The organism is Pseudomonas sp. 13B_2.1_Bac1 (assembly GCF_025466155.1).
In the GTDB taxonomy this organism is placed as follows: domain Bacteria; phylum Pseudomonadota; class Gammaproteobacteria; order Pseudomonadales; family Pseudomonadaceae; genus Aquipseudomonas; species Aquipseudomonas aylmerensis.
Window position 1 is genome coordinate 143,547 of sequence record NZ_JANLOH010000106.1, and the last position, 22,836, is coordinate 166,382.

20 protein-coding genes are annotated in these 22,836 nt (G+C 61.7%); 6 read left to right on the plus strand and 14 right to left on the minus strand.

The annotated features are described in order from the left end of the window. Positions 1-34: 34 nt before the first annotated feature. The 3 genes from NTD80_RS26890 to NTD80_RS26900 form a co-directional block, all read right to left on the minus strand. Positions 35-1,369, minus strand: coding sequence for a sigma-54-dependent transcriptional regulator (locus NTD80_RS26890; RefSeq protein ID WP_262135534.1), 1,335 nt, complete (start codon positions 1,367-1,369; stop codon positions 35-37). Next, positions 1,363-3,129 carry an ATP-binding protein gene (locus NTD80_RS26895; RefSeq protein WP_065908775.1) on the minus strand — a complete coding sequence of 589 codons (1,767 nt, stop codon included), beginning with the start codon at positions 3,127-3,129 and terminating at the stop codon, positions 1,363-1,365. Before NTD80_RS26895 ends, NTD80_RS26890 begins: the two co-directional genes overlap by 7 nt. A gap of 393 nt (positions 3,130-3,522) precedes the next feature. Beyond that, the gene (locus tag NTD80_RS26900) at positions 3,523-5,046 is read right to left on the minus strand and encodes a fumarate hydratase (protein ID WP_010208051.1); all 1,524 of its coding nucleotides are present in this window, start codon (positions 5,044-5,046) and stop codon (positions 3,523-3,525) included. 216 nt (positions 5,047-5,262) lie between these two features. Here NTD80_RS26900 and NTD80_RS26905 point away from each other — a divergent pair, with 216 nt between their 5' ends. Both NTD80_RS26905 and NTD80_RS26910 read left to right on the plus strand, forming a co-directional pair. Next, positions 5,263-6,195 (plus strand): iron-sulfur-binding ferredoxin reductase, encoded by a 933-nt coding sequence (locus tag NTD80_RS26905; protein WP_262135535.1) that lies wholly within the window; start codon positions 5,263-5,265, stop codon positions 6,193-6,195. 30 nt (positions 6,196-6,225) lie between these two features. Continuing rightward, positions 6,226-6,975 carry an enoyl-CoA hydratase-related protein gene (locus NTD80_RS26910; RefSeq protein WP_262135536.1) on the plus strand — a complete coding sequence of 250 codons (750 nt, stop codon included), beginning with the start codon at positions 6,226-6,228 and terminating at the stop codon, positions 6,973-6,975. Positions 6,976-7,155: 180 nt separating this feature from the next. Here NTD80_RS26910 and pyk read toward each other — a convergent pair whose 3' ends face one another. Beyond that, on the minus strand, positions 7,156-8,607 hold the full coding sequence (pyk, locus tag NTD80_RS26915; RefSeq protein WP_025854788.1) for a pyruvate kinase: 1,452 nt from the start codon (positions 8,605-8,607) through the stop codon (positions 7,156-7,158). Between the two features lie 175 nt (positions 8,608-8,782). Here pyk and NTD80_RS26920 point away from each other — a divergent pair, with 175 nt between their 5' ends. Both NTD80_RS26920 and NTD80_RS26925 read left to right on the plus strand, forming a co-directional pair. Further along, entirely contained in the window at positions 8,783-9,157 is a 375-nt protein-coding gene (locus tag NTD80_RS26920; RefSeq protein ID WP_065908783.1) for a tetratricopeptide repeat protein, read from the plus strand. Between the two features lie 226 nt (positions 9,158-9,383). Further along, positions 9,384-9,743 (plus strand): PilZ domain-containing protein, encoded by a 360-nt coding sequence (locus NTD80_RS26925; RefSeq protein WP_120449743.1) that lies wholly within the window; start codon positions 9,384-9,386, stop codon positions 9,741-9,743. A 69-nt stretch (positions 9,744-9,812) separates the two neighbouring features. On the opposite strand, the gene NTD80_RS26930 is transcribed toward NTD80_RS26925, so the two are convergent. Genes NTD80_RS26930 through NTD80_RS26955 form a run of 6 tightly spaced genes read right to left on the minus strand, consistent with a single transcriptional unit; the run spans position 9,813 to position 16,483 of the window. Continuing rightward, positions 9,813-11,144: a DUF58 domain-containing protein gene (locus tag NTD80_RS26930; RefSeq protein WP_262135537.1), complete on the minus strand. Its 1,332-nt coding sequence runs from the start codon at positions 11,142-11,144 to the stop codon at positions 9,813-9,815. Positions 11,145-11,151: 7 nt separating this feature from the next. Then, positions 11,152-12,147 carry an AAA family ATPase gene (locus NTD80_RS26935; RefSeq protein WP_065908789.1) on the minus strand — a complete coding sequence of 332 codons (996 nt, stop codon included), beginning with the start codon at positions 12,145-12,147 and terminating at the stop codon, positions 11,152-11,154. Next, positions 12,144-13,301 carry a DUF4350 domain-containing protein gene (locus tag NTD80_RS26940; protein ID WP_262135538.1) on the minus strand — a complete coding sequence of 386 codons (1,158 nt, stop codon included), beginning with the start codon at positions 13,299-13,301 and terminating at the stop codon, positions 12,144-12,146. The genes NTD80_RS26935 and NTD80_RS26940 overlap by 4 nt, the downstream gene beginning before the upstream one ends. Beyond that, on the minus strand, positions 13,298-14,827 hold the full coding sequence (locus NTD80_RS26945) for a DUF4129 domain-containing protein (protein WP_262135539.1): 1,530 nt from the start codon (positions 14,825-14,827) through the stop codon (positions 13,298-13,300). Before NTD80_RS26945 ends, NTD80_RS26940 begins: the two co-directional genes overlap by 4 nt. Further along, positions 14,814-15,794: a stage II sporulation protein M gene (locus NTD80_RS26950; protein ID WP_262135540.1), complete on the minus strand. Its 981-nt coding sequence runs from the start codon at positions 15,792-15,794 to the stop codon at positions 14,814-14,816. The genes NTD80_RS26945 and NTD80_RS26950 overlap by 14 nt, the downstream gene beginning before the upstream one ends. Next, a complete protein-coding gene (locus NTD80_RS26955) occupies positions 15,791-16,483 on the minus strand; it encodes an RDD family protein (protein WP_262135541.1) in 693 nt (230 codons plus the stop codon). Before NTD80_RS26955 ends, NTD80_RS26950 begins: the two co-directional genes overlap by 4 nt. A 167-nt stretch (positions 16,484-16,650) precedes the next feature. Here NTD80_RS26955 and sbcB point away from each other — a divergent pair, with 167 nt between their 5' ends. Beyond that, complete coding sequence (sbcB, locus tag NTD80_RS26960; protein ID WP_262135542.1) at positions 16,651-18,078, plus strand: exodeoxyribonuclease I; 1,428 nt, start codon at positions 16,651-16,653, stop codon at positions 18,076-18,078. 90 nt (positions 18,079-18,168) lie between these two features. Here the strand turns inward: sbcB and mvaT are convergent, their stop codons facing one another. Further along, positions 18,169-18,543, minus strand: a complete 375-nt coding sequence (mvaT, locus tag NTD80_RS26965) for a histone-like nucleoid-structuring protein MvaT (protein ID WP_005790963.1) — start codon at positions 18,541-18,543, stop codon at positions 18,169-18,171. 349 nt (positions 18,544-18,892) lie between these two features. On the opposite strand from mvaT, the gene purU reads away from it, so the two are divergent. Then, complete coding sequence (gene purU / locus NTD80_RS26970) at positions 18,893-19,741, plus strand: formyltetrahydrofolate deformylase (RefSeq protein WP_106802733.1); 849 nt, start codon at positions 18,893-18,895, stop codon at positions 19,739-19,741. Between the two features lie 127 nt (positions 19,742-19,868). Here purU and NTD80_RS26975 read toward each other — a convergent pair whose 3' ends face one another. Genes NTD80_RS26975 through NTD80_RS26985 form a run of 3 tightly spaced genes read right to left on the minus strand, consistent with a single transcriptional unit; the run spans position 19,869 to position 22,832 of the window. After that, positions 19,869-20,978 (minus strand): YbhN family protein, encoded by a 1,110-nt coding sequence (locus NTD80_RS26975; RefSeq protein ID WP_262135543.1) that lies wholly within the window; start codon positions 20,976-20,978, stop codon positions 19,869-19,871. Next, positions 20,975-21,718 (minus strand): polysaccharide deacetylase family protein, encoded by a 744-nt coding sequence (locus NTD80_RS26980; RefSeq protein WP_262135544.1) that lies wholly within the window; start codon positions 21,716-21,718, stop codon positions 20,975-20,977. The genes NTD80_RS26975 and NTD80_RS26980 overlap by 4 nt, the downstream gene beginning before the upstream one ends. Beyond that, complete coding sequence (locus NTD80_RS26985) at positions 21,711-22,832, minus strand: glycosyltransferase family 4 protein (protein ID WP_262135545.1); 1,122 nt, start codon at positions 22,830-22,832, stop codon at positions 21,711-21,713. Before NTD80_RS26985 ends, NTD80_RS26980 begins: the two co-directional genes overlap by 8 nt. Positions 22,833-22,836: the final 4 nt, after the last annotated feature.

The window sequence follows — 22,836 nt, forward strand, 5'->3', positions numbered from 1 at the left end:
TGGCTTGCCTGCGATGAGGCCCTCAAAGGGCCCCTCAATCCATCGACAGAAACATTTCCCGGGTCAGCCCATGGCGCTGCATCTTTTCATTGAAGGTGCGCCGTGGCAGTTGCAGCTCGGCCAGCACCGCCTTGATATCGCCCTTGTGCCGGGTCAACGCGGCTTTCAGGCAGTGAGCCTCAAACGCTTCCTGCTGCGCCGCCAGCGATTGCCCGGCCTCGATACCTTCCGGCTCAGGCTCGCCCAACCCCAGCACCTGGCGTTCAGCGAAGTTGGCCAGCTCGCGCACATTGCCCGGCCAGTCGTGGCTGAGCAGCCGTCCCAGTTGCGCGCCGCTCAAGGGTTCGACGCTACGGCCCAGGCGTTCGGCAGCGCTTTGGGCGAAGTGATCGAACAGCAGCGGGATATCTTCACGACGTTCGCGCAGCGCAGGCAGGCGCAGTTGCGCGACGTTCAGTCGATAGGCCAGGTCTTCGCGAAAACGTCCGGCGCGGGCTTCTTCGAGCAAATCCGGCTTGGTGGCGGCGATGATGCGCAAGTCCACATGAATGCTCTGGTTGGAGCCCAGCCGTTCGAGCTTCTGCTCCTGCAGCACCCGCAGCAGTTTCACCTGCTGGGCGAGGGGCATGCTTTCGATTTCATCGAGAAACAGCGTGCCGCCGTGGGCGTACTCAAGTTTGCCGATGCGCTTGCCCTGGGCGCCGGTGAAGGCGCCGCTTTCGTGGCCGAACAGCTCGGCCTCGAACAACTGCTCGGGGATCGCCGCGCAGTTGAGGGCCACGAACGGCTTCTTGGCGCGCGGGCCGAAATCATGCAGGCAACGGGCGACCAACTCCTTGCCGCTGCCGGTCTCGCCTCGGATCAATACGTTGACCGGCAGCGTCGCCAGGTCCAGCACTTGCCGACGCAGATTCTGCAGGCCACGCGACACACCGAGCAGGCTGGACTCCAACTGCGCCCGATGATCGGCCTGTTGATGCAGGCGGCGGTTTTCGAGGATCAGCCCGCGCTTGTCCAGTGCGCGGCGCAGGCTGTTGAGCAGGGCGTCGGGGCTGAAGGGTTTCTCGAGGAAGTCGTAGGCCCCGTCGCGCATGGCCTCGACAGCCATGGGTACGTCGCCATGACCGGTCAGCAGGATGACCGGCAGGTCGGCGTCGCGGCGTTGCACTTCGGCCAGCAGTTCCAGGCCACTGAGGCCGGGCATGCGCACATCGCTGAGGATCACCCCGGGGAAATCCTTGGGCAGCCGCGCCAGGCATTCCTCGGCACGGCTGAACAGTTGCACGTCAAACCCCGACAGGCTCAGCCATTGTTCGACGGCCGTGCGAATACTGGCTTCGTCATCGACCACAATCACTGCATTCAACATAGGTCTGGTGTCTCCAGCGCGATGGGCAAGGTCAAGGTAAACACCGCGCCGTCGCCACGGTTGCCGGCACTCAGGCGCCCGCCCAATTCGTGCACGATCGCGTAGGACACCGCCAGCCCGAGGCCGAGCCCGTCCCCCACCGGCTTGGTGGTGAAGAACGGGTCGAACACATTGTTCAGGTGCTCCTCGGCAATGCCACCGCCGCTGTCGCTGACGGTCAGTTGCCACAATTGCTGATCGGCGTGCAGGCGGATTTCCAGGCGTTTGCGCGGCTTGTCGGCCATCGCGTCAAGGGCATTGCGCAGCAGGTTGATCAGTACTTGTTCAAGGCGGATCGCATCGCCACGCACCCAGGCCGGGCGGGTGAGGTCCAGCACCACGCCGATGGCTTCATCGCGCAGGCGCGCATCGAGCAGGTGTAAGGATTGGTCGACCACCGTGGCCAGGTCCAAGCGCTCGCGCAAGCCGCTGGGGCTCTTGCGCGCGAAGGTCTTGAGATGGCCGGTGAGCGCGGCCATGCGCGTGAGCATTTCGTCGAGGGGGGTCAGGGCCTTGTAGGCATCGTCCACCCGCCCGTGGTCGAGCAGCAGGCGCAGGGTCGCCAACTGCATGCGCTGGGCGGTCAGCGGCTGGTTGATTTCATGCGCGAGGGCGGCCGACATCTGCCCCAGCGCCGCCAATTTGGCCGATTGCACCAAACCGTCCTGGGCGGTGCGCAGGGCCTGGGTGCGCTCTTCCACCAGTTGTTCGAGTTCTTCGCGGCTGCGCTGGCGCAAGCGGGCCAGGCGCCAGCGCTGCGTGAGAAACAGCACCAGGAACACCAATGCCAGCCAGGAGCCGGCAGCGGCCAGGCCGGCGTTGCGCTGGTCTTCAAAGGCGAACTGGGGTTTGCGCAACAAGTGCAGGGTCCAGCCCTCGGCCTTGAGCGGCAGCGACTCCCAGATGTAATTGGCATTGCCGTCGGGGCCGTTGACGCGCATCAAGTGACTGTTTTCGTCAAAGCGTTGCAGCACCTGGGTTTCCAGCGGCTGCAGGTGTTTCTTGTCGTATTGGCGAGTGGCCTTGAGTTCGACAAGATCGTTCGCCGACAGCGGCCGCAGGTTGCGATATCGCCAGCCCGGCTGGTTGGCAATAAACACGATGCCGCGTGCATCGCTGACCAGCAGCAGGTCATTGCCCTGCGCCCACTCGCGTTCCAGCTCGGGGAATTCCAGCTTGACCACCATCGCGCCGAGGAACTGCTCGTGTTCATCCAGCACCGCGCTGGAGAGAAAATACCCCGGCACGCCGGTGGTCACGCCCACCGCATAAAACCGCCCGGTGCCCTGGCTCAGGGTTTGGCTGAAATACGGTCGAAACGCGTAGTTGTGCCCGACATAACTGCTCGGCAGGTTCCAGTTGCTGGCGGCCACGGCCAGGCCGGTGCGGTCCATCAACTCCAGGGTGGAGGACTGCGCGGCGCCGTTGATGCGCTCCAGTTTGCGGTTGAGCAGGTCTTGGGTCGTGGCTTGCAGCGGGCCCTTCAAGGCGTTGATCATTTCCGAGTCCAGCGCCAGCACGGCGGGCAGGGCGCGGTAGCGTTCGATCAGGGTGTGCAGCGAATTGGCGTACAGCGCCAGTTGCTGATTGGCACGGGCGGCATCATCCACCAGGGCCTGGCGCTCGGCATGGCGGGTGGCCAAGGCCGCGGCCAGTACGGCACCGGCAATGATCAGCAAAGAGTAGAAGGTCAGTCGCAGGGGGCGAGGGATCACGATCATACGATGATGAGCAGGCACAGTAAGGGGAGAGCACCATAGCATGCGCGGCTTGGATCTTGTCGTGAGGGGCTGTAGTGGCTGATGGGGAGAGTGGGCTGGTGCGGCGAGCGGGCTTTTTGTGGTGAGCAGGCTTCTTGTGGTGAGCCGGCCTCTTGTGGTGAGCGGGCTTGCCCCGCGTTGGGCTGCGAAGCGGCCCCATAAAGATCAGCGCATTCCTTCAGGTCAAACCGCATTGCCGGGTTTTGGGGCCGCTTCGCAGCCCAACGCGGGGCAAGCCCGCTCACCACAAGAAGCGCTTACCACAATAGACCCGCTTGCCACCGGTGAAACAGCAGGCAATAAAAAAGCGACCGGGCCATGGGCCGCGGTCGCCTCAGTCTTGCGGGAGGGTGCTTACTGCACTTCTACCGCCAGGCTTTCACTGATCTTTTTCTGCCAGATGGCAGGACCGGTGATATGGACGGATTCGCCCTTGCTGTCCACCGCAACGGTGACCGGCATGTCTTTCACGTCGAACTCGTAGATCGCTTCCATGCCCAGCTCGGCGAAGGCGACAACGCGCGACTTCTTGATGGCTTGCGCCACCAGGTAAGCAGCGCCGCCCACAGCCATCAGGTACACGGCCTTGTGGTCCTTGATCGCTTCGATTGCGGTCGGGCCGCGCTCGGATTTGCCGATCATGCCCAACAGGCCGGTTTGCTCGAGGATCTGACGGGTGAACTTGTCCATCCGCGTGGCGGTGGTCGGACCGGCCGGGCCAACCACTTCTTCGCGCACCGGATCAACCGGGCCGACGTAGTAGATGAAGCGACCCTTGAGGTCCACCGGCAGGGTTTCACCCTTGTTCAGCATTTCGACCATGCGCTTGTGCGCGGCGTCACGACCGGTGAGCATCTTGCCGTTGAGCAACACGGTTTCGCCCGGCTTCCAGCTCTGCACTTCTTCCGGGGTCAGGGTGTCGAGGTTGACGCGACGGGCCGACGGGCCAGCTTCCCAGACGATCTCCGGGTAGGCGTCCAACGGTGGCGCTTCCAGCGACGCCGGGCCCGAACCGTCGAGCACGAAGTGCGCGTGACGGGTGGCGGCGCAGTTGGGGATCATGCACACCGGCAGCGAGGCGGCGTGGGTCGGGTAGTCCATGATCTTCACGTCGAGCACGGTGGTCAGGCCACCCAGGCCCTGGGCGCCGATGCCCAGTTGGTTGACCTTCTCGAACAGCTCCAGGCGCATCTCTTCGATACGGTTCTGCGGGCCGCGCTTTTTCAGCTCGTGGATGTCGATGGATTCCATCAACACTTCCTTGGCCATCACGGCGGCTTTCTCGGCGGTGCCGCCGATGCCGATGCCGAGCATGCCCGGTGGGCACCAGCCGGCGCCCATGGTCGGAACGGTCTTGAGCACCCAGTCGACGATCGAGTCGGACGGGTTGAGCATGGCCATTTTCGACTTGTTCTCGGAACCGCCGCCCTTGGCCGCCACGTCCACTTCCACGGTGTTACCCGGGACGATGGAGTAGTGGATCACGGCCGGGGTGTTGTCCTTGGTGTTTTTACGCGCACCGGCCGGGTCGGCGAGGATCGATGCACGCAGGACGTTTTCCGGCAGGTTGTAGGCGCGACGTACGCCTTCGTTGATCATGTCGTCCAGGCCCATGGTGGCGCCATCCCAACGCACGTCCATGCCCACGCGCACGAACACGGTAACGATTCCGGTGTCCTGGCAGATCGGGCGATGGCCGGTGGCGCACATGCGCGAGTTGATCAGGATCTGCGCGATGGAGTCACGGGCTGCCGGCGATTCTTCGCGCAGGTAGGCCTCGTGCATCGCCTGGATGAAGTCAACGGGGTGGTAGTAGGAAATGAATTGCAGGGCGTCGGCAACGCTCTGAATCAGGTCGTCTTGCTTGATCACGGTCATGAGTCGCGCTCCTCTATAAGGGAACATTCAATAAAGGTGGGCTCAGTGTTGCATCGGTCGGCTGAGCTCACCTTTCCAAGGCACGCCAAAGTGGTGCAGGCGCGACGCTAAAAAGGCGCGGCAGTATAACCCGACGCGGTGGCCGATACACCCGACTATGGTCAAACTGTCGCAGGCGTGATTCCCTGTGCGCGCCCCTTGTGATTGAGTCCTTATATGCCTGAACTGTACGTCGGCGAACGCCATTGGTCGGTATCTGCCGGCAGCAACCTGTTGGACGCCTTGAACCAGGCAGGTGTCGCCGTGCCCTACAGTTGCCGCGCCGGCAGTTGCCATGCCTGCCTGGTGCGTTGCCAGGGCGAGGTCGAGGACCAGCAACCCGAGGCCTTGAGCCTCGCGCAACGCCAGGACGGCTGGCGATTGGCTTGCCAGTGCCAGGTCAGCGGGGATCTGCGCGTCGAAGCGTTTGATCCGACGCGGGATGGATTGCCGGCCCAGGTGGTGGGTGTCGATTGGCTGAACCCGACGGTGCTGCGCCTGCGCCTGCAACCGGAGCGCGGCCTGCGTTACCGGGCCGGGCAGCACCTGGTGCTATGGGCGGGGCACGTCGCACGCCCGTATTCCCTGGCGAGCTTGCCGCAGGAGGAGCCGTTCCTGGAGTTTCACCTGGATTGCCGCCAGCCCGGTGAGTTCAGCGATCTTGCCCGGCAGTTGCGGGTGGGCGATGGTCTGCGACTGGGCGAATTGCGGGGCGGGGCGCTGCAGTATGATCCCGACTGGCAGGCCCGGCCGTTATGGCTGCTGGCCTCCGGCACCGGCCTGGGACCTTTGTGGGGCGTGTTGCGCGAGGCGCTGCGCCAGGATCACCAGGGCGCTATCCGCGTGATTCACCTGGCTCATGACGCCGGCAGCCATTATCTGGCCGAGCCCCTGGCGGAGCTGGCTGCGCAGCATCCCAACCTGACTGTCGAGCTGTGGACGGCGGCTGAGTCGGCCCAGGCATTGGCGCAACTGCGGCTTGTTTCGCGGCAAACTCTGGCCTTACTCTGCGGACACTCAGCCAGTGTCGAGGCGTTTTCCAAGCGTCTGTTCCTGGCTGGCTTGCCGCGTAATCAACTGCTGGCCGACGTGTTCCTGCCGCGTGGTTGAGCGCTGAATTCTACCGCCGCGAGATTCGCCATGACCGATGCCATCCTGCAGCACCGCGAACGTGGGCTGCTGACCTTGCAGCTCAATCGCCCGGACAAGAAAAACGCCCTGACCCGCGCCATGTACACGCTGCTGGCCGAGGCGCTGGAGCAGGCAGATGCGGATGCGGATGTGCGATCCGTGCTCATCCAGGGCAGCAGTGAATGTTTCACTGCTGGCAACGACATCGCCGACTTCCTCGAGCAGCCGCCCAGCGACCTCGACAGCCCACCGTTTCACTTCATGAAAAGCCTGCTCAACTGTCGCAAGCCGGTAATCGCTGCCGTGGCAGGGGCGGCGGTGGGCATTGGTACGACGCTGCTGCTGCACTGCGACCTGGTGTATATCAGCCGGGACGCGCGGTTGCGCATGCCGTTCGTCAACCTGGGTTTGTGCCCGGAATTTGGCTCGAGCCTGATTTTGCCGCGCCTGATGGGGCACGCGAAAGCCGCTGAACTGTTGCTGTTGGGCGAGGGCTTTAGCGGCGAACAAGCGGCGGCGTGGGGGATTGCCACCGAAGCGTTGGGCAGTGGCGAAGCGGCGCTGGCCAAGGCTCGAGAAATGGCCGAGCGCTTTGAAAACCTGGCGCCGGGAGCCGTGCAGGTGACCAAGCAATTGATGAAGAGTGTTGATCGTGAGCAGTTGCGACAGGTGATCGAGGAGGAGGGGGCGTTGTTTGTGCAGCGTCTGAAATCACCGGAGGCGATTGCGGCGTTGTCGGCTTTTATCACTCGGCGCTGAAGGTAGGTTGATTGGTCTGGCCTGATCGCGGGCAAGCCCGGCTTGCACATCGGAGTGCAGTCAACTGTGGGAGCTGGACTTGCCCACGATGAGGTCGTGACAGCCAGCCGGTCACTCTGGCCTGAAATGCAAAAAGCCCCGCCATTCACATGGCGGGGCTTTTGTTTTTCAGCGTGTCACTCAGTACTGTGGGTCGCCCACGTGCAGGATCTTCATGCCATTGGTGCCACCGGTGGTGTGGTAGCTGTCGCCCTTGGTGAGGATGACCCAGTCGCCTTGCTCTACGACGCCGCGCTTGACCAGTTCGTCGATCGCCTTCTGGCTGACTTCGTTCGGTGCCAGCGAGGCCGGGTCGAACGGAATGGTGTACACGCCACGGAACAGCGCCGCGCGGGCCTGGGCTTCGCGGTGCGGGGTGAACGCGTAGATCGGCACCGACGAACGGATGCGCGACATGATCAACGGCGTGTAGCCACTTTCGGTCAAGGCGATGATCGCCTTCACGCCCGGGAAGTGGTTGGCGGTGTACATGGCCGCCAGGGCGATGCTCTGGTCGCAGCTTTCGAACACTTTGCCGATGCGGTGGCTGGAGGTCTTGCTCGTCGGGTGCTTCTCGGCGCCGACACAGATACGTGCCATGGCCTGGACGGCTTCCAGCGGGTACGGACCCGCGGCACTTTCAGCCGAGAGCATCACGGCGTCGGTGTAGTCGAGCACGGCGTTGGCCACGTCGGACACTTCGGCACGGGTCGGCATCGGGTTCTGGATCATCGACTCCATCATCTGGGTCGCCACGATCACTGCCTTGTTGTGGCGGCGTGCGTGCAGGATGATCTTCTTCTGGATACCGATCAGCTCGGCATCGCCGATTTCCACGCCCAGGTCACCACGGGCCACCATCACGGCGTCGGATGCCTTGATCAGGCCGTCGAGGGTTTCGTCATCGGCTACGGCTTCGGCGCGTTCGATCTTCGCTACCAGCCAGGCGGTGCCGCCGGCTTCGTCGCGCAGCTTGCGGGCGTATTCCATGTCGGCGGCGTCGCGCGGGAAGGACACAGCGAGGTAGTCCACTTCCATTTCGGCGGCGAGCTTGATGTCAGCCTTGTCTTTTTCAGTCAGTGCCGGCGCCGTCAGGCCACCACCACGACGGTTGATGCCTTTGTGGTCGGACAGCGGGCCGCCGATGGTCACGGTGCAGATCAGTTCGGTGCCGGTGGCAGTGTCGACGCGCATGACCACGCGGCCGTCGTCCAGCAGCAGTTCGTCACCGACGCCGCAATCCTTGACCAGGTCCGGGTAGTCGATACCCACGACTTGCTGGTTGCCTTCGGTCAGCGGATGGCTGGTGGAGAAGGTGAAGGTGTCACCGATCTTCAGCTCGATACGCTTGTTGGCGAATTTGGCGATGCGGATTTTCGGGCCTTGCAGGTCACCCAGCAGTGCCACGAAGCGGCCGTGCTTGGCAGCCAGGTCACGCACCAGCTTGGCGCGAGCCTTGTGCTCGTCCGGGGTGCCGTGGGAGAAGTTCAGACGGGCAACGTCCAAACCAGCCAGAATCAGCTGTTCGAGGACTTCCGGCGAGTTGCTGGCCGGGCCAAGGGTGGCGACGATTTTGGTACGACGGACGGACATGCACAGACTCCTGAGTTCAAGCGCTGAGGAAGGCTACTATGCTCTTTCGTTGTAGTCATTGTTCGTTTGCACTACTTATCGACGATCGGCTTGTTTTTGCTGCGGTTGAATAGACGAAGACCCTTGAAGATTTTCCACGAGGGGTCGATACACTGCACAAGACAGGAGAACCCTCATGCGAATTTTGCTCGTTGCTGCCCTGGCCGTCAGTGTTGTCGGCTGCACACGTTGGTCGATGGACCACCATTTGAACAACGCCTACCGCGCCTATGGGGTCGGCGATTGCCAGCGCGTCACACTGGAATTATCCCAGGTCGACCGCGAAAGCCGCACCCGGCGTTATGTGCAACCGGAGGTCTCGATGCTGCGCGGGCAATGCCTGGAACGCCAGAAATTGTTCGTCGATGCGGTGCAGACCTATCAATTCATCATCAATCAGTACCCTTCCAGTGAGTATGCGTACCGGGCACGCGCAAGGCTGGATACCCTGCAACAACTGGGGCACTACCCCGGCGCAAGCGCCGCCCAGCCACGTCCTGCGTCGTTATGATGATATTCATCATGTCATGACTGGCCTGCCGCCAGTCTTGGGCTATTCTTCGAATGTTCATTTGTACAAGTTTCTATTCGAATGAATGCAAGGCCCGGACTCGACAGTTGTTTAGTGACCAAAAAGGTGTTTGTTGTCACACCGAGTTTCAGGGAGAGCGAGCGATTTCTACTCGTTCCGAATCACTGGCGCGGCCAGATCATGGCCACTGGATGGCGATCTCACCATGTTTACCGACCGACGGATCGAGCGGCATCATCTGCCTTACTTCCTGCAAGTGTTTAACCGTCTTACCGACAAACCCATTGGCTTTTTAGGGAACGTCTCTGAAGACGGGCTGATGTTGATCAGTCAGTTGCCCCTGATGGTGGGCGTAGACTTCGAGCTACGCCTGAAAATTCCAGGGGCGGACGATACCTTCCATGCAATCGATCTCACGGCGACCTGCTTGTGGAGCCATGAAGATATCAATCCTCAGCATTATGATTCGGGGTTCAGTGTGCAGCAGGCCCCCGAGGAATATCGGCAATTGATCAATGTCTTGTTGCATTACTTCAGCTTTGATCCTTTGCAGGCCTCAGCCTAGCTATAGCGCGTTGTCGGTCCGGTTTGAGGGATCGTCCCCGCCGCGGCCGTGCGCCTTTTTCAGCTGGACCTAGAACACCCCGGCTTTTTTCCAGCTCAGGTAGCGTGTCACCAGACACGCTCCCAGCTGTGAGGGTGAGGTATCGATGACCGACAGCCCGTGGGCACTCAAGCGTTCGTGCAGTTCTTCGCGGGTATTGAGGTAATCGACGGTGCCACTATAGGCCAACGCTTCCGGCAGGGTCTGTACCGGGGACTGGCGCAGTTGATCGAGTACTTCCTCACGCAAACTGGCCACCAGCACCCGATGCTGGCGGCCGATACGCTTGACGGCGGACAGCAGCGCTTCATCGTCCTCATCCCGCAGGTTGGTAACCACAATCACCAATGCGCGGCGTTTTTGCCGGGCCAGCAGTTGGCTGGCTGCCGCCTGGTAATCGGCCGTGCGTCGGGTGGTATCCAGGTCGTACACCGTGTTGAGCAACACATTCAACTGGCTGCTGCCTTTGACCGGCGCCAGGTAGCGCGGCGGGTCGCCGGCGAAGGTACACAGCCCCACCGCATCGCCCTGGCGCAAAGCGACATAGCTGAGCAGCAGGCAGGCGTTGAGGGCATGGTCAAAGTGGGACAGCTCGTCATCCTGGCTGCGCATGCGCCGGCCGCAATCGAGCATGAATACAATCTGCTGGTCGCGCTCATCCTGATACTCGCGGGCGATGGGCGTGCGTTGTCGTGCCGTGGCCTTCCAGTCGATCTGGCGCAGGCTGTCGCCCTCGCGAAACTCGCGCAGTTGATGAAACTCCAGCCCCAACCCTCTCCGCTGGCGTTGCCGCACACCCAGTTGGCTCAGCCAGTTATCCACCCCCAGCAACTGTGCGCCGTAGAGACGGGCGAAATCCGGATAGACGCGGGTGACATCGCGGACCTCGATAAAACGCCGTGTCGACCATAACCCGAAGGGGCTCGGCAGGTGGACTTCGCAACGGTTGAAGATGAAGTGCCCACGCCGCAGAGGGCGAAGGCGATACCCCAGCTCACTGCGTTCACCCGGCCGCAGTGCTATGGACTGGGGCATGTTCTCCACCATCAATCCGTCCGGCGCATGATCGAACACCTGTACCGTCAACGGCTGCGGGTAAGCATGCTCCAGTGTCAGGCGGACCTCGCCCCAGCGGCCCAGCGCCAGGCTGCCGGGCATCTGCCGCTGTACACGGGGGGACGGGCGTCGATGCTGGCGCACGGCGTCCAGCCCGGCCAGCAGCAACAACGCGAGGAGCAAGCCCCATGCAATGGAGTGCAGGGTGTCAGGCACTTTGAGCGCCAGCGCCACTGCGGTGCCCAGCAGAATATTCAGGCCCAGCAGCACGCCAAGCCAGGCCAGTAACAGACGAGTCGGTTTCATGGGCGGGTCATTGGCGTGGGGCCGGGATCTGGTCCAGCAGTTGCTTGAGCACCTGGTCGACCTCCAGACCGTCAATGTCCAACTCGGGCGCGATACGCACCCGATGGCGCAGCACTGCGAGGGCGCATCCCTTGATGTCATCCGGGGTGACGAACTCCGCACCGCGCAGCAGTGCCCGCGCGCGGGCGCCGCGGACCAGTGCAATCGAAGCCCGAGGGCCGGCACCGATGGCGAGACCCGGCCAACTGCGGGTGGCACGCGCCAGGCGCACGGCATAGTCGAGAACTTGTTCATCCAGGGCCAATTCACTGGCGATCTGCTGTAACAGCAGTACATCATCGGCCACCAGGACCCTGCGCAATGGCTGCACATCCAGCATGTCGGCGCGGGACGAGCGCGTTACTTCGCGCACCATGTCCAGCTCCTGCTGCGCATCCGGATAATCCATGCGGACCTTCAGCATGAAACGGTCCAGCTCAGCTTCCGGCAACGGATAGGTGCCTTCCTGTTCGATGGGGTTCTGGGTCGCCAGCACCATGAACGGCTGGCTGATGGGCAGCGCTTCGCCTTCGAGGGTAACTTGGCGCTCCTGCATGGCTTCGAGCAGGGCCGCCTGGGTCTTGGCCGGGGCGCGGTTGATTTCGTCGGCGAGCAGCAGGTGGGTGAACACCGGTCCCTTGCGCAGCTTGAATTGTTCGGTGCGCTGGTCGTACACGGCGTGCCCGGTCACATCGCTGGGCATCAGGTCGGGGGTGAACTGGATGCGTGCGAACTCGCCGTCAAAACAACGCGCCAGGGCACGTACCAGCAGGGTTTTACCCAGTCCCGGCACACCTTCGAGCAACACATGGCCGCCGGCAATCAGCGCGGTCAGCACATCATCGATCACCTGGTCCTGGCCAATCACTGCCTTGCGCAGCTCGACGCGCAAGGCCTGGGCTAGCTGGCTGGCACGGTGCAAGGCTTCGCGGTTCACGGCAGTGGCGCTTGGAAAATCGCTCATAGGGCATTCCTGAGAGTTTGCAGGCACGCCACCTGTCGGCTGAAATCGGCACTGGAAAGCCGTTTCGCCGCAGGTGGGCCAAGGGCCTGGCTGATGACGTGAGAGGATTGGCGCGTCAGGTGCTCAAGCACCCGCCACTGTTCTGCGTTGTCGAGGTGTTCAAAGCCAGGGTGGCGGCGCCGGGCGGCGCGCAGGATATCGCGCTGCAAAGCCTGCAACAGGGTGCCCTGGCCGCTGCGGCGCAACAGGAAATCGGCACTGGCCTTCAAGTGCTCCTGCAACTGTCGGCGCGCCTTGGGAGCGGGTGCCTGGATCGGGCCTTGGCGCATGCCGGCGTGCCAGAGTCCTAGTGCGATCAGGGCAATGAGGGCTACCAACGCTTGGGGGAAATACCGTATCAGCAGGGTGAACAAGTTGTCGAAGTCGCTGTTGAACAGCAGGGTGACGGCCGTGCCCTGATTCAGGTACCACAGCAGCCAGGCATTGTCGTGCTTGCCGATTGCTGGAGTTTTCCACAGGTCGCTGTCGGTGATCACCGTGACGCGGCCTTGCCCGAGGTCAAGTTGCATCAGGTGGCTTGAGCCGGCGCTATTGGCTGAAAATTGTGCCAGGTGCCTGGGGTCGATGAGGTTGAAGTGGGTGTCGAAACTGAAATAGGCCGGGGCGGTTTCATTGTCGACGTAGAGCTTGGTCAGGTCCGGCGCTTTCTTTTTGCGGGTCGGGGCCGGTTCTTCAGGGTCGTCACTCAAGGCCTGGTGGATGGACAGGCGATCAAGCAGCAGGTCGCCGCTTTTACCGGCCTCTTCATCCCAGAGTGCCTGTGCCACCAGCAACAGATGACCGCCGGACTTCGCCCACGCCAGCAGTTGCTCGACCTGGCGTGGCGACATCGTGCTCCGGTCGCCCAGTAACAACAGGCTGTTGCCCTTGGCGGGGAGGGTAGCCAGCCGCTCCAGGCTATTGGCACGTTCCACGGCCAGGCCCTGCTGGCGCAGAAAGTGTTCGGCTGCCAGATAGGGGTTGGCCGTGGCCTCGGGTGAAGGGCCGCGATCCACCACGACCTCGTAGGGCGTCGCTTTGCTCCACGCGTAAAAACCGCCAGCCCCGAGCAGGCAGGCCAGCAGTAACGCCACCCACACTAAGGGCCGGTTCATGGGCGGCCCTCCGGACTGAATAGCGTGCGCCAATCACTGCAGAGTTTTTGCTGGGCCGAGGGGGGCGGAAGCAGATGACCGTAGGCGAGGTTTTGCCAGTGCCGGGTCAATTCATCGCTGAAGGCCAGTAGCTGCGGTTGCTGCAACTGATGAACACGCTCCAGCACCTGGCCCTCGGTGTCTGCGCTTTTCAGCGGCAGGTTGAAGTCATGCAGTAACCGGCTGAGCAGGCCGCGATACAGAAGGCCCAGAGCGTCCCTCGGTCGCGTCGCCCACAGTTGCTCGGCGGTCCTGGCAATATCCTCGGGCAAGGTCTCAGCGCCCAGTTCCAGGCCGAACAACTGTGTCGGTACGGGCTTGGCCTCGTTGGTTTTGCCTGGCCCGCGCCGGCTGGCAAACGTGCGTAGCCAGTCACGATATCGCCATGCCAGCAGGGCCAGTCCACCGATCAAAAGTCCCCATAAAAGCACTTCCAGGCCTTGGGCGATGTGCTTGAAGGTGTCGCTGTTGAGGTTATCCAGGAAGGCCTGCAGCCAGCCCGGAAGCTTGCCATCGCCGTGTGCCTTGTTTTTAACCACGGGTTTGTCTTCGCCAAAGTGGTAGCGGGTGACGGTTTCCGGGTTTTTGAACGGCGGCTTGTCGAGCAGCGACTGAATGGAATGACTCGCGCCTTGGGTGCTCAATGGTTTTGGCGCAGGGGATGTCTCGGCCATGACGGGCGGGCTGACAGGCAGCAGTATCAGCCCGGCGACCAGCACGAGCAGCATGGCCGCACTGCTCAGGCGCTGGCGAAGACGGCGGAACACCAGCTCCAGGTCCCAGGCTTCCAGCACTGTGCGGCGGTTGAGGTAGAGGCTGAATCCGCAGGCCACGTAGATGGGCTCCCAAAACACCAGGATCAAGGCGTAGAAGGCATTGCCCAGATGTGTCAGCCACAGCCCTTCCGAACTAGAGTCCAGTGCCAGGCGTTGCCAGTCCCACTGCATTTCGACGTCCTGGGGGATAAACAGGTAGAACAACGCCATGCAGCCGAACCACAGGCCGATTTCCAGATGCACCCCGACGATGGTCAGCCAGCGTGCGGCACCGGCGTTACGTTGCTGCAGTACACCCAGGCGTTTCTGGCGCGCCTGGCCATCCAGGCCTTCGAGTTGACTGACCGGCATGACGAAGCTGCGACTGAGGCTGAGCCGCCGCCAGGTCAGGCTGGCCAGCAGTTGGCCCTTGAGCAGCCGCGGCCATTGGCGAACGGCCTGCTTGAGGCTGGGCGTTTCACCAAACAGGGCCTTGGACAGGATATACAGCGGCAGGCGATCGAATGCGGGCTTGAACCACCAGAACAGGAATATGGCGGTAGACGGGTAGTTCCACAGCAACGCGGTGAGCAGGGCGAACACTGGCAGGGTTATCAGCGCCCAACTGCTCATCAGCAGCTGGCGATGTTCGCGGGCCATCAATGCACCCAGGTCCATGGCTTCCCAGGCGGTGCGTGGGCGGATCACCACGCTGGCATCACTCAGGCGCATGATGGCTCCTTCCTGCAAGGCTCAGGTAAGCGATCACCAGCAGCCACAGGGCTGCGCCCACCAGGTACTTGACCCAAGGGGCTATCCCGGTGGTGGACGACCAGTAGGCCTCGATAAAGGCTGCGATCAGCAGGAACACCATGACCCCGCACATCATCTGCACGCTTTTATGGGCGGCGAGCCGCAAGGATTCGCCCCGGGTCAGGTACCCGGGGGCGATCAGTGCCCAGCCCAGTTGCAGCCCGGCAGCGCCGGCTAGGGCGATGGCGGTCAGCTCGAACGCACCATGACCGATGACGAAGGACCAGAAGGTCTGCCCGTAGCCGATTTCGGTCAGGTGCCCGGAGACTGCGCCGATGACCAGGCCGTTGAAAATCAGAAAGAACACGCTGCCCAGGCCGAACAGCAAGCCGGCCGCGAACGTCTGGAATGCGATGCCGATGTTATGCATCACGTAGTAGCCGAACATCATCCAGTCTTCACTGGACGCACGTTCGGCGGCGCGACCCAGTCGGCTGGCGTCGGGGTCGTACATGCTTTGCATCTCGGCCACCTGCTGGGGGCTGACGATGTTGTAGATCAGGTCGGGAAACAGCAAGACCAGCAGGGCAATGCCCGTCAGGCTGCCGAAGAACAGCAGGCTGGCAGCCAGTACGAAACGCCATTGCTCCCGCACCAGCCGCGGAAAGTCGGCGAGTACGAAGCTCAGGATATTGGCCGCCAACTGGCTGCGATGCCGGTACAGCTGTTGATGTCCGCGCAGTGCCAGTTGTTGCAGTGGGTCCACCAGATAGCTGCTATAGCCACGCTCCTGGGCCAATGCCAGGTGCTGGCACAGACGCCGGTATTGATGGGGGAAGTCAGCCACGTCACTGGATTTTGCCTGGCCTTGTTCCAACTGTTTCAGTTGTTCGGCAAAGGCTTGCCACTGGGGCTGGTGACGGCTTTCGAACAGGCTCTGCTTCATGCGGGCCCCAACAGGCCACGGGCCACGCCATTGAGTTGTTCGACGGCGCGGGCCGGGGATACCTGCAAAGGCGTGGCGAGGATCGCGGCCAATTCCTGAACGCGCTCGGCGGAGAGTTCTCCCTGGCGTTCCGCAAAGGCAAGGATGGCCCGTTGCTCGCTCAGGTCCAGGGCGAAGGGCAAACGCAATGCCGGCGCTTGAGGCACCCGGGGGCGGGCAAGTGGCTGTTCGCGGTAGATCACCAGCGTGCCGGCGGCCAGGTCGCCGAGGCGCTTGAAGTGAGGGTGCTGCAGGCAACTGATTGCGCCGAGAAAATAGCCAAACGGCAGCATGTCGACAAACCGCAGCAGGTTGCGGATCAATGATGAGGACCAGCCGATCGGGGTGCCGTCGTCCTGGACGACGCGCAGGCCCATCACCTGTTTGCCCGGTGAGCAACCCTGGTTGAGCACTTCGAAGAGCACCATGTACCACCAACTGATCAGGAACAGCAGCAGTGACCCCAGGCCAATGCCGATGTTGCCCAGCAAGGCCAATGGCACCAGCAGGACGCCCATGACCACCCCTCGCAAGCCCAGGTCGAAGGCGAAGGCCAGCGCACGCGGCACCAGGCCGGCAGGGCGCAGGGGCAGGTCGATGCCCTCCGGGGTCTCGATCTGGTAGCGGGTGTCCAGTGGGGTTGATGGCATCGCGATCCTTGGCAGTGCAGAGTGGCTCAGAGACAGGGATGCTAGCAGCGTCGACGATGGAAGCAACTACTCAAGGTTTTGCTGGATGTTTGTACAGTTCAATGCGTGCTGGCCTCGAAGGCGGTTCAGCGCCTAGACTTTGCCGATCTTCAGTACAGGAATAGCCCGTGACCTCCATTTTCTGGTACGACTATGAAACCACCGGCATCAACCCGCGCAATGACCGCCCCCTTCAGGTAGCCGGTATCCGTACGGACCTGGACCTCAACGAAATCGGCGCGCCGGTCAATCTTTATTGCCACCCCAGCGACGATATCCTGCCACACCCCGCCGCGTGCGCGATTACTGGCATTACCCCGGCAATTCTGGCGGAAAAAGGCCTGGCCGAGGCTGACTTCATGACTCGTGTACACGCCGAACTGGCCGCCCCAGGGACCTGCGGCGCCGGTTACAACACCTTGCGGTTTGACGATGAAATGACGCGCTACAGCCTGTATCGCAATTTTTTCGACCCTTATGCGCGCGAGTGGCAGGGCGGTAACAGCCGCTGGGATTTGATCGACGTAGTTCGCACCGCTTACGCCCTGCGCCCGGAAGGTATCGAGTGGCCGCAGCAGGAGGGGCGCGTCACGCTCAAGTTGGAGCGCCTGACGGCTGCCAACGGCATCGATCATGGCCAGGCGCACGACGCGTTGTCCGACGTGCGCGCCACGATTGCGCTGGCGCGGCTGGTGCGCGAAAAACAGCCGAAGCTCTACGAATGGCTGTTCCAGTTGCGCAGTAAACAGCGGGTGATGGACCAGGTGCGCCTGTTACAACCCATGGTCCATATCTCCGGGCGCTTTTCCGCCGAGCGTCATTACCTGGGCGTTGTCCTGCCGCTGGCCTGGCACCCGCGCAATCGCAATGCGTTGATCGTCTGCGACCTCGGGCTCGACCCCCAAGGGCTGCTGGACCTTGATGCCAAGACCTTGCGCCAGCGCCTCTACACCCGGCGTGACGAGCTTGCCGAGGGCGAATTGCCGGTGCCGCTCAAGTTGGTGCATATCAATCGTTGCCCGGTGGTCGCCCCCCTGAATGTGCTGCGGGCTGAAGATCGAGAACGCCTGCACTTGGATATGACTGTTTATCAGGAGCGGGCGCTGCGGCTAACTGACGCACAGGAACTTTGGCGCGATAAGTTGGCGCTCATTTATGCCGAGGAAGATTTTGCCCCGAGTGCCGACCCTGAACAGCAGCTTTATGACGGTTTTATCGGCGATCGTGATCGACGTTTATGTGAACAAGTCCGGGCAGCCGAACCTGCGCAATTAGCACGCCAGCAGTGGCCTTTTGATGATCAGCGTTTGCCTGAATTATTATTTCGCTACCGTGCACGTAACTTCCCCGAGACCTTGAATAGCGAGGAGCAACAACGTTGGAAACTTTTTTGTCAGCAGCGTTTGTCCGACCCTGAATGCGGGGCTCCGAATACCCTCGAAGCATTTAAGCAGGCCCGGCAGGAGTTGGCTGTAAGTGCTACACCGTTTCAGTGTGAGGTGCTGGAGCAGTGGCAGCAATATGCCGATGATTTGGCCGCCCGGGTAAATGTGTAGTGCGTTTCGTGGAGAATCTGCAGACAATAAAAAACGCCAGCAAGCTGGCGTTTTTAATGTGTCGCGGATCAGGCGCAAGCCTGGCGAAGCTTAGCCCAGCAGGGTAGCCCAGCCTTCAACCACGTCACCGCCCCACTTGGCTTTCCACTCTTTCAGGGTTTTGTGGTTGCCACCTTTGGTTTCAATCACTTCGCCGTTGTGCGGGTTTTTGTATTGTTTGACTTTGCGAGCACGCTTGGTACCGGTAGTTTTCACGGCGCCACGCGGTGCTTTAACTTTCGACTCTGGATCCAGCAGTGCGATGATGTCACGCAGGGATTTGGAGTATTCGCCCATCAGGGTGCGCAATTTGCCTTCGAATTCCAGCTCGGTTTGCAGTTTGTCGTCTTGGGACAGGTTCTTCAAACGGGCTTGCAGCTCTTTGATAGCTTCTTCGGTGGCACGGTATTCGTTGATCAGAGACATGTGGACTACCTTATGTAGAGCGCTGATTGACATGGACAGTGACCTAATAATAGTCAGGCGGTTTGCCCAAGTAAACATTTAAGCGTGCATTTATGTGAATTGCGTTGAATGTTTTTAACAAACCTACGCAATCGAGTTAATTACTAGGTCGTAGACCTTAAGGTAATCGCCTGACAAACCGTGGAAGAACCCAAGGTGACGCAGTAGATTCATATTAAGGTGGTAAAACCTTAGGCGATTAAGGGGCAAGGGCCAGGCCGGCGATCAGAATAAGCGTTAACGAATACTGCAGTTTTCCTGCGCAATCGCTAGAATGGCGGCCTTTGCGAAGTTCTGGAGTTTTCCCCTAATGCGCACTTTTCGGCTGGTGATTGCTTGCCCGGACCGGGTCGGCATCGTTGCCAAAGTCAGTAACTTTCTGGCTTCCCACAATGGCTGGATTACCGAGGCGAGCCATCACTCGGATAATCTCAGCGGTTGGTTCTTCATGCGTCACGAAATCCGTGCCGACACGCTGCCGTTTGGTCTCGAGGCTTTTCGCGAGGCCTTTGCGCCGATCGCCGAAGAGTTTTCGATGACCTGGCGCATCACCGACACCGAGCAGAAAAAACGCGTGGTGCTGATGGCCAGTCGTGAGTCCCATTGCCTGGCGGACTTGCTGCACCGCTGGCACAGCGACGAGTTGGACTGTGATATTGCCTGCGTTATTTCCAACCATGACGACCTGCGCAGCATGGTCGAATGGCACGGCATCCCGTACTACCACGTGCCGGTCAACCCGCAGGACAAGGAGCCGGCGTTCGCCGAGGTGTCTCGCCTGGTCAAACAGCACGAGGCCGATGTCGTGGTCCTGGCGCGCTACATGCAAATCCTGCCGCCGGAACTGTGCAGCGAATACGCTGGCAAGGTGATCAACATTCACCACAGTTTCCTGCCATCGTTCGTCGGTGCCAAACCGTACCATCAGGCTTCCCTGCGTGGGGTCAAGCTGATCGGCGCAACCTGCCACTACGTCACCGAAGAGCTGGACGCCGGCCCGATCATCGAGCAGGACGTGGTGCGTGTCAGCCACAGCGACAGCATTGAAGACATGGTGCGCTTCGGCCGCGATGTCGAGAAGATGGTGCTGGCCCGAGGGCTGCGCTACCACCTGGAAGACCGCGTGCTGGTGCACGGCAATAAGACCGTCGTGTTCTGATTGACGCGTTGTGATTGAAGAATGAAGGGCCTGGGCGTTAAATCGTCCCAGGCCCTTTTTCTTTGCCTGCCGTTGAGGATTTTGACCATGAGCGATCCACTCGATAAAGCTACCTCCAAGGCGCCCGCTACCTTGGGCGAAGGCTGTCTGAGTCGCTATGACCCGGACGCGCTGGATGCGGAGGACGGTACTGACTTTCCTGGGGCCGCCCAGTTGTGGGAGCAGTTGCAGACCTCGGACGCGCCGCCTGGGCCCGCTGAAAAAGACGCTTGAGCAAAGGCTTGCCAACCATCAGTAGAAACACCGGCCCGCCGGCCAGCAGATAAAAGTAATACGTTACGGCCCGCCAGATCAGGATTGCCGCCGCTGCGGTGGATTTGCCGACCATGGGCGCCAGTAACGCTGCCGAGGTCAATTCCGCAGCTCCCGCCCCGCCAGGCAGCAGGCTGAATTGCCCGGCCGTCAGTGAAAGCATCTGGATCAGAAAGCTCCAGGCCCATTGCACATCCCCGCCCAATCCGCGTAACGCCAGATAGAGCACGCTGTAGCGCAGGGTCCAATGCGCGCTCGTGAGAAAAAATACGCTTATCAACGTGGCCCACGGCAATTTCAGCGTGTCGGTGAATGCCGCGAGGAAGCGCAACAGCCTGCGTGCCCAGCGTCGACGGACCTTTGGGTGCACCCGTAGTTGCTTGAGGAGCGCGCCCGTCAGGCGGATGGCCTGGCGGTGAAAGCGCACCAGCAATACGCCACAGAACAGCCCACCGACCATCGATACAGCGCTGAGCTCCAGCAGCCATCCCAGTCGCGGGTTCAGGGTGTGGAAAAGGGCATACAGCGCAATGCCCGTCAGTGCGCATAAAAAGAACAACAGATCGCTCAACTGGTCCATGGCAAACACCGCGCTGCCATGGGCCGGTCGTATGCCGTTGCGCGCGAGCAACGCCATCAAGGTCAGTGGGCCGCCACTGCCACCGGGGGTGGCGCACATGGCGAACTCGGTCGACATCACGACACCGAGGCTTTTCATGCGGCTGAGTTGGCCGATGTGCTCACCCAGCAGCAGGCGCAGGCGCACACTATTGATCACCCAGCACAGTACGATCATGGCGAACATGGCCAGTAACAGTTGCCAGGGGAATTGCACCAGGCGCGCCAGGGTGTCACCGCCGCCCAGCCACGCCGGAATAATCAGCGCGACGATCAGCGCCAGCAACAGCCAGAGCAAGCGGCTCATGGTTGGGAAGCCAGCCAGGCCACTTTGGTCATAGGCGTGCGACCGGCGTCCAGCAGGCGTTGCAGCGTTTCGAGCCAATAGCGGCGGGAAAAGTCGTGGCGCATGTCCACCGGATGCAGGCCCAGGCGAATCACCGGGGCGTCTTGCCAGCGTTGCTCGCGGCGGTCGCTGAGGATTTTGGACACGCCCCGGCGCCAGCTGCTGCGCGCACTCCACACCAGGCCGGGAGCCGCCACCGGGGTGAAATCCGGCAGCCGATACAGGTGTTGCGGATCACTGGTGTAGCTCAGGGGTAATTGGCGCAAGGCTTCACGGGTGCCTGGGCTCATCAACCAGGCCGGTCCGACGAAGCCGTGGAGGGGCCATTGGTTTTCGCGAAATACCTCGATACCTTTATGCAGACGTTCCAGGGCTTGGGCTTCTGACAGCTGGTAAAACTCACCTTCGTGGGTATAGATGCGTCGCATGAACCAGTCTTTTGGCGTGCGCGGCGACGGTTGGTCGTCGCTATGAGAGTAGCCATGCAGCGCCAGTTCATCGCCCCTGGCGACGCGGCTGTCGAGCAGTCGTCGAAACTCGCCTTCGGCGGGCAAGGCATCCTGATGATGAAAGTCCGGCACCACCAGCCAAGTGATGGGCACCGCGCCCAGCGCGTCCACCGCTTCGACGAAGGGGCGGTAGTCGACCCAGTTGTGCGGCGCCACATCGTGCAATACCAGCAAGACCGAACGCTCAGCCATGGCAGAGCATCGGCTTGGGGGTACCGAGTACCGCACAGTAATGGCCGAGCAGGCTGTCGACTACCGTATCCCACGCGTAATGGTGTTCCACATGCCGCCGGGCCTGCGCACCCAGGCGTTGGCTGTCGACGCTGAACAGTTCGCGCACCGCGTCGGCCATCGCCTTGGGATTGTTCGGCGTGCACAGCAGGCCACAGCGCTCGTCGACAATTTCATTGAAGGCCCCGGCGGCCACGGCGACTATCGGGATACCGCAGGCCATCGCTTCGAGAATGACCAGGCCAAAGGTTTCCTGATCGCCGCCATGCAGCAACGCATCGGCGCTGGCCATCAAGCGCGCGACATGCGCGGCCGGGCGGAAGCCGTCGATCACCGTAACGTTGTCCGGCACGCTCGCGGGCATGCCAGACCCGACCAACAGCAGGTGGTAGCCATCGCCGAGGCGCTTCATGCAGTTGAGCAGCACCGGCAGGTTTTTCTCCTTGGAACCGCGCCCGGCGAAGATCAGCAGGCGCGTGTCTTCACTGATCCCCAGTTCGGCGCGCAAGCCGGGATCACGGACCTCGGGTGTGAAGGTTTGCAGGTCCACGCCCAACGGCTGTACGAAGACGTTCTTCACGCCAAGCCCGGTGAGTTTGTCGGCCATCACCTGGCTGGGAGCCAGTACCCGGTCAAAATTCCCATAGAGTTTGCTGACATAGGCTTCAACATTCGGGGTAAACCACGGCCCCATGCGGTTGCTGACCAGCAACGGCAGATCGGAGTGATAAAAGCCGATGACCGGTACATCCAGCTGGCGCCGAGCGTCCAGTGCGGCCCACGCGGTGAGATAGGGATCGCCGACTTCGATCAGATCGGGCTGTAAATCGTGCAGGACGTTTCGCCATGGCGTCAGGCGCAGCGGGAATCGATAGCCTTTGCCGAAGGGCAGGGCGGGGGCCGGTACCTTGTACACCCCATCCTGTTCACTCAAGTGGGCGCCGGGGATCAACAGGCTGTGGCGAATGCCGGGCTTGAGCGTCAAGCGTCGGTGCTTGGCGTCCAGATAAGTCCGCACGCCGCCGCTGGCTGGGGCGTAGAACATGGTTATGTCAGCGATATGCACGATGAACATCCCT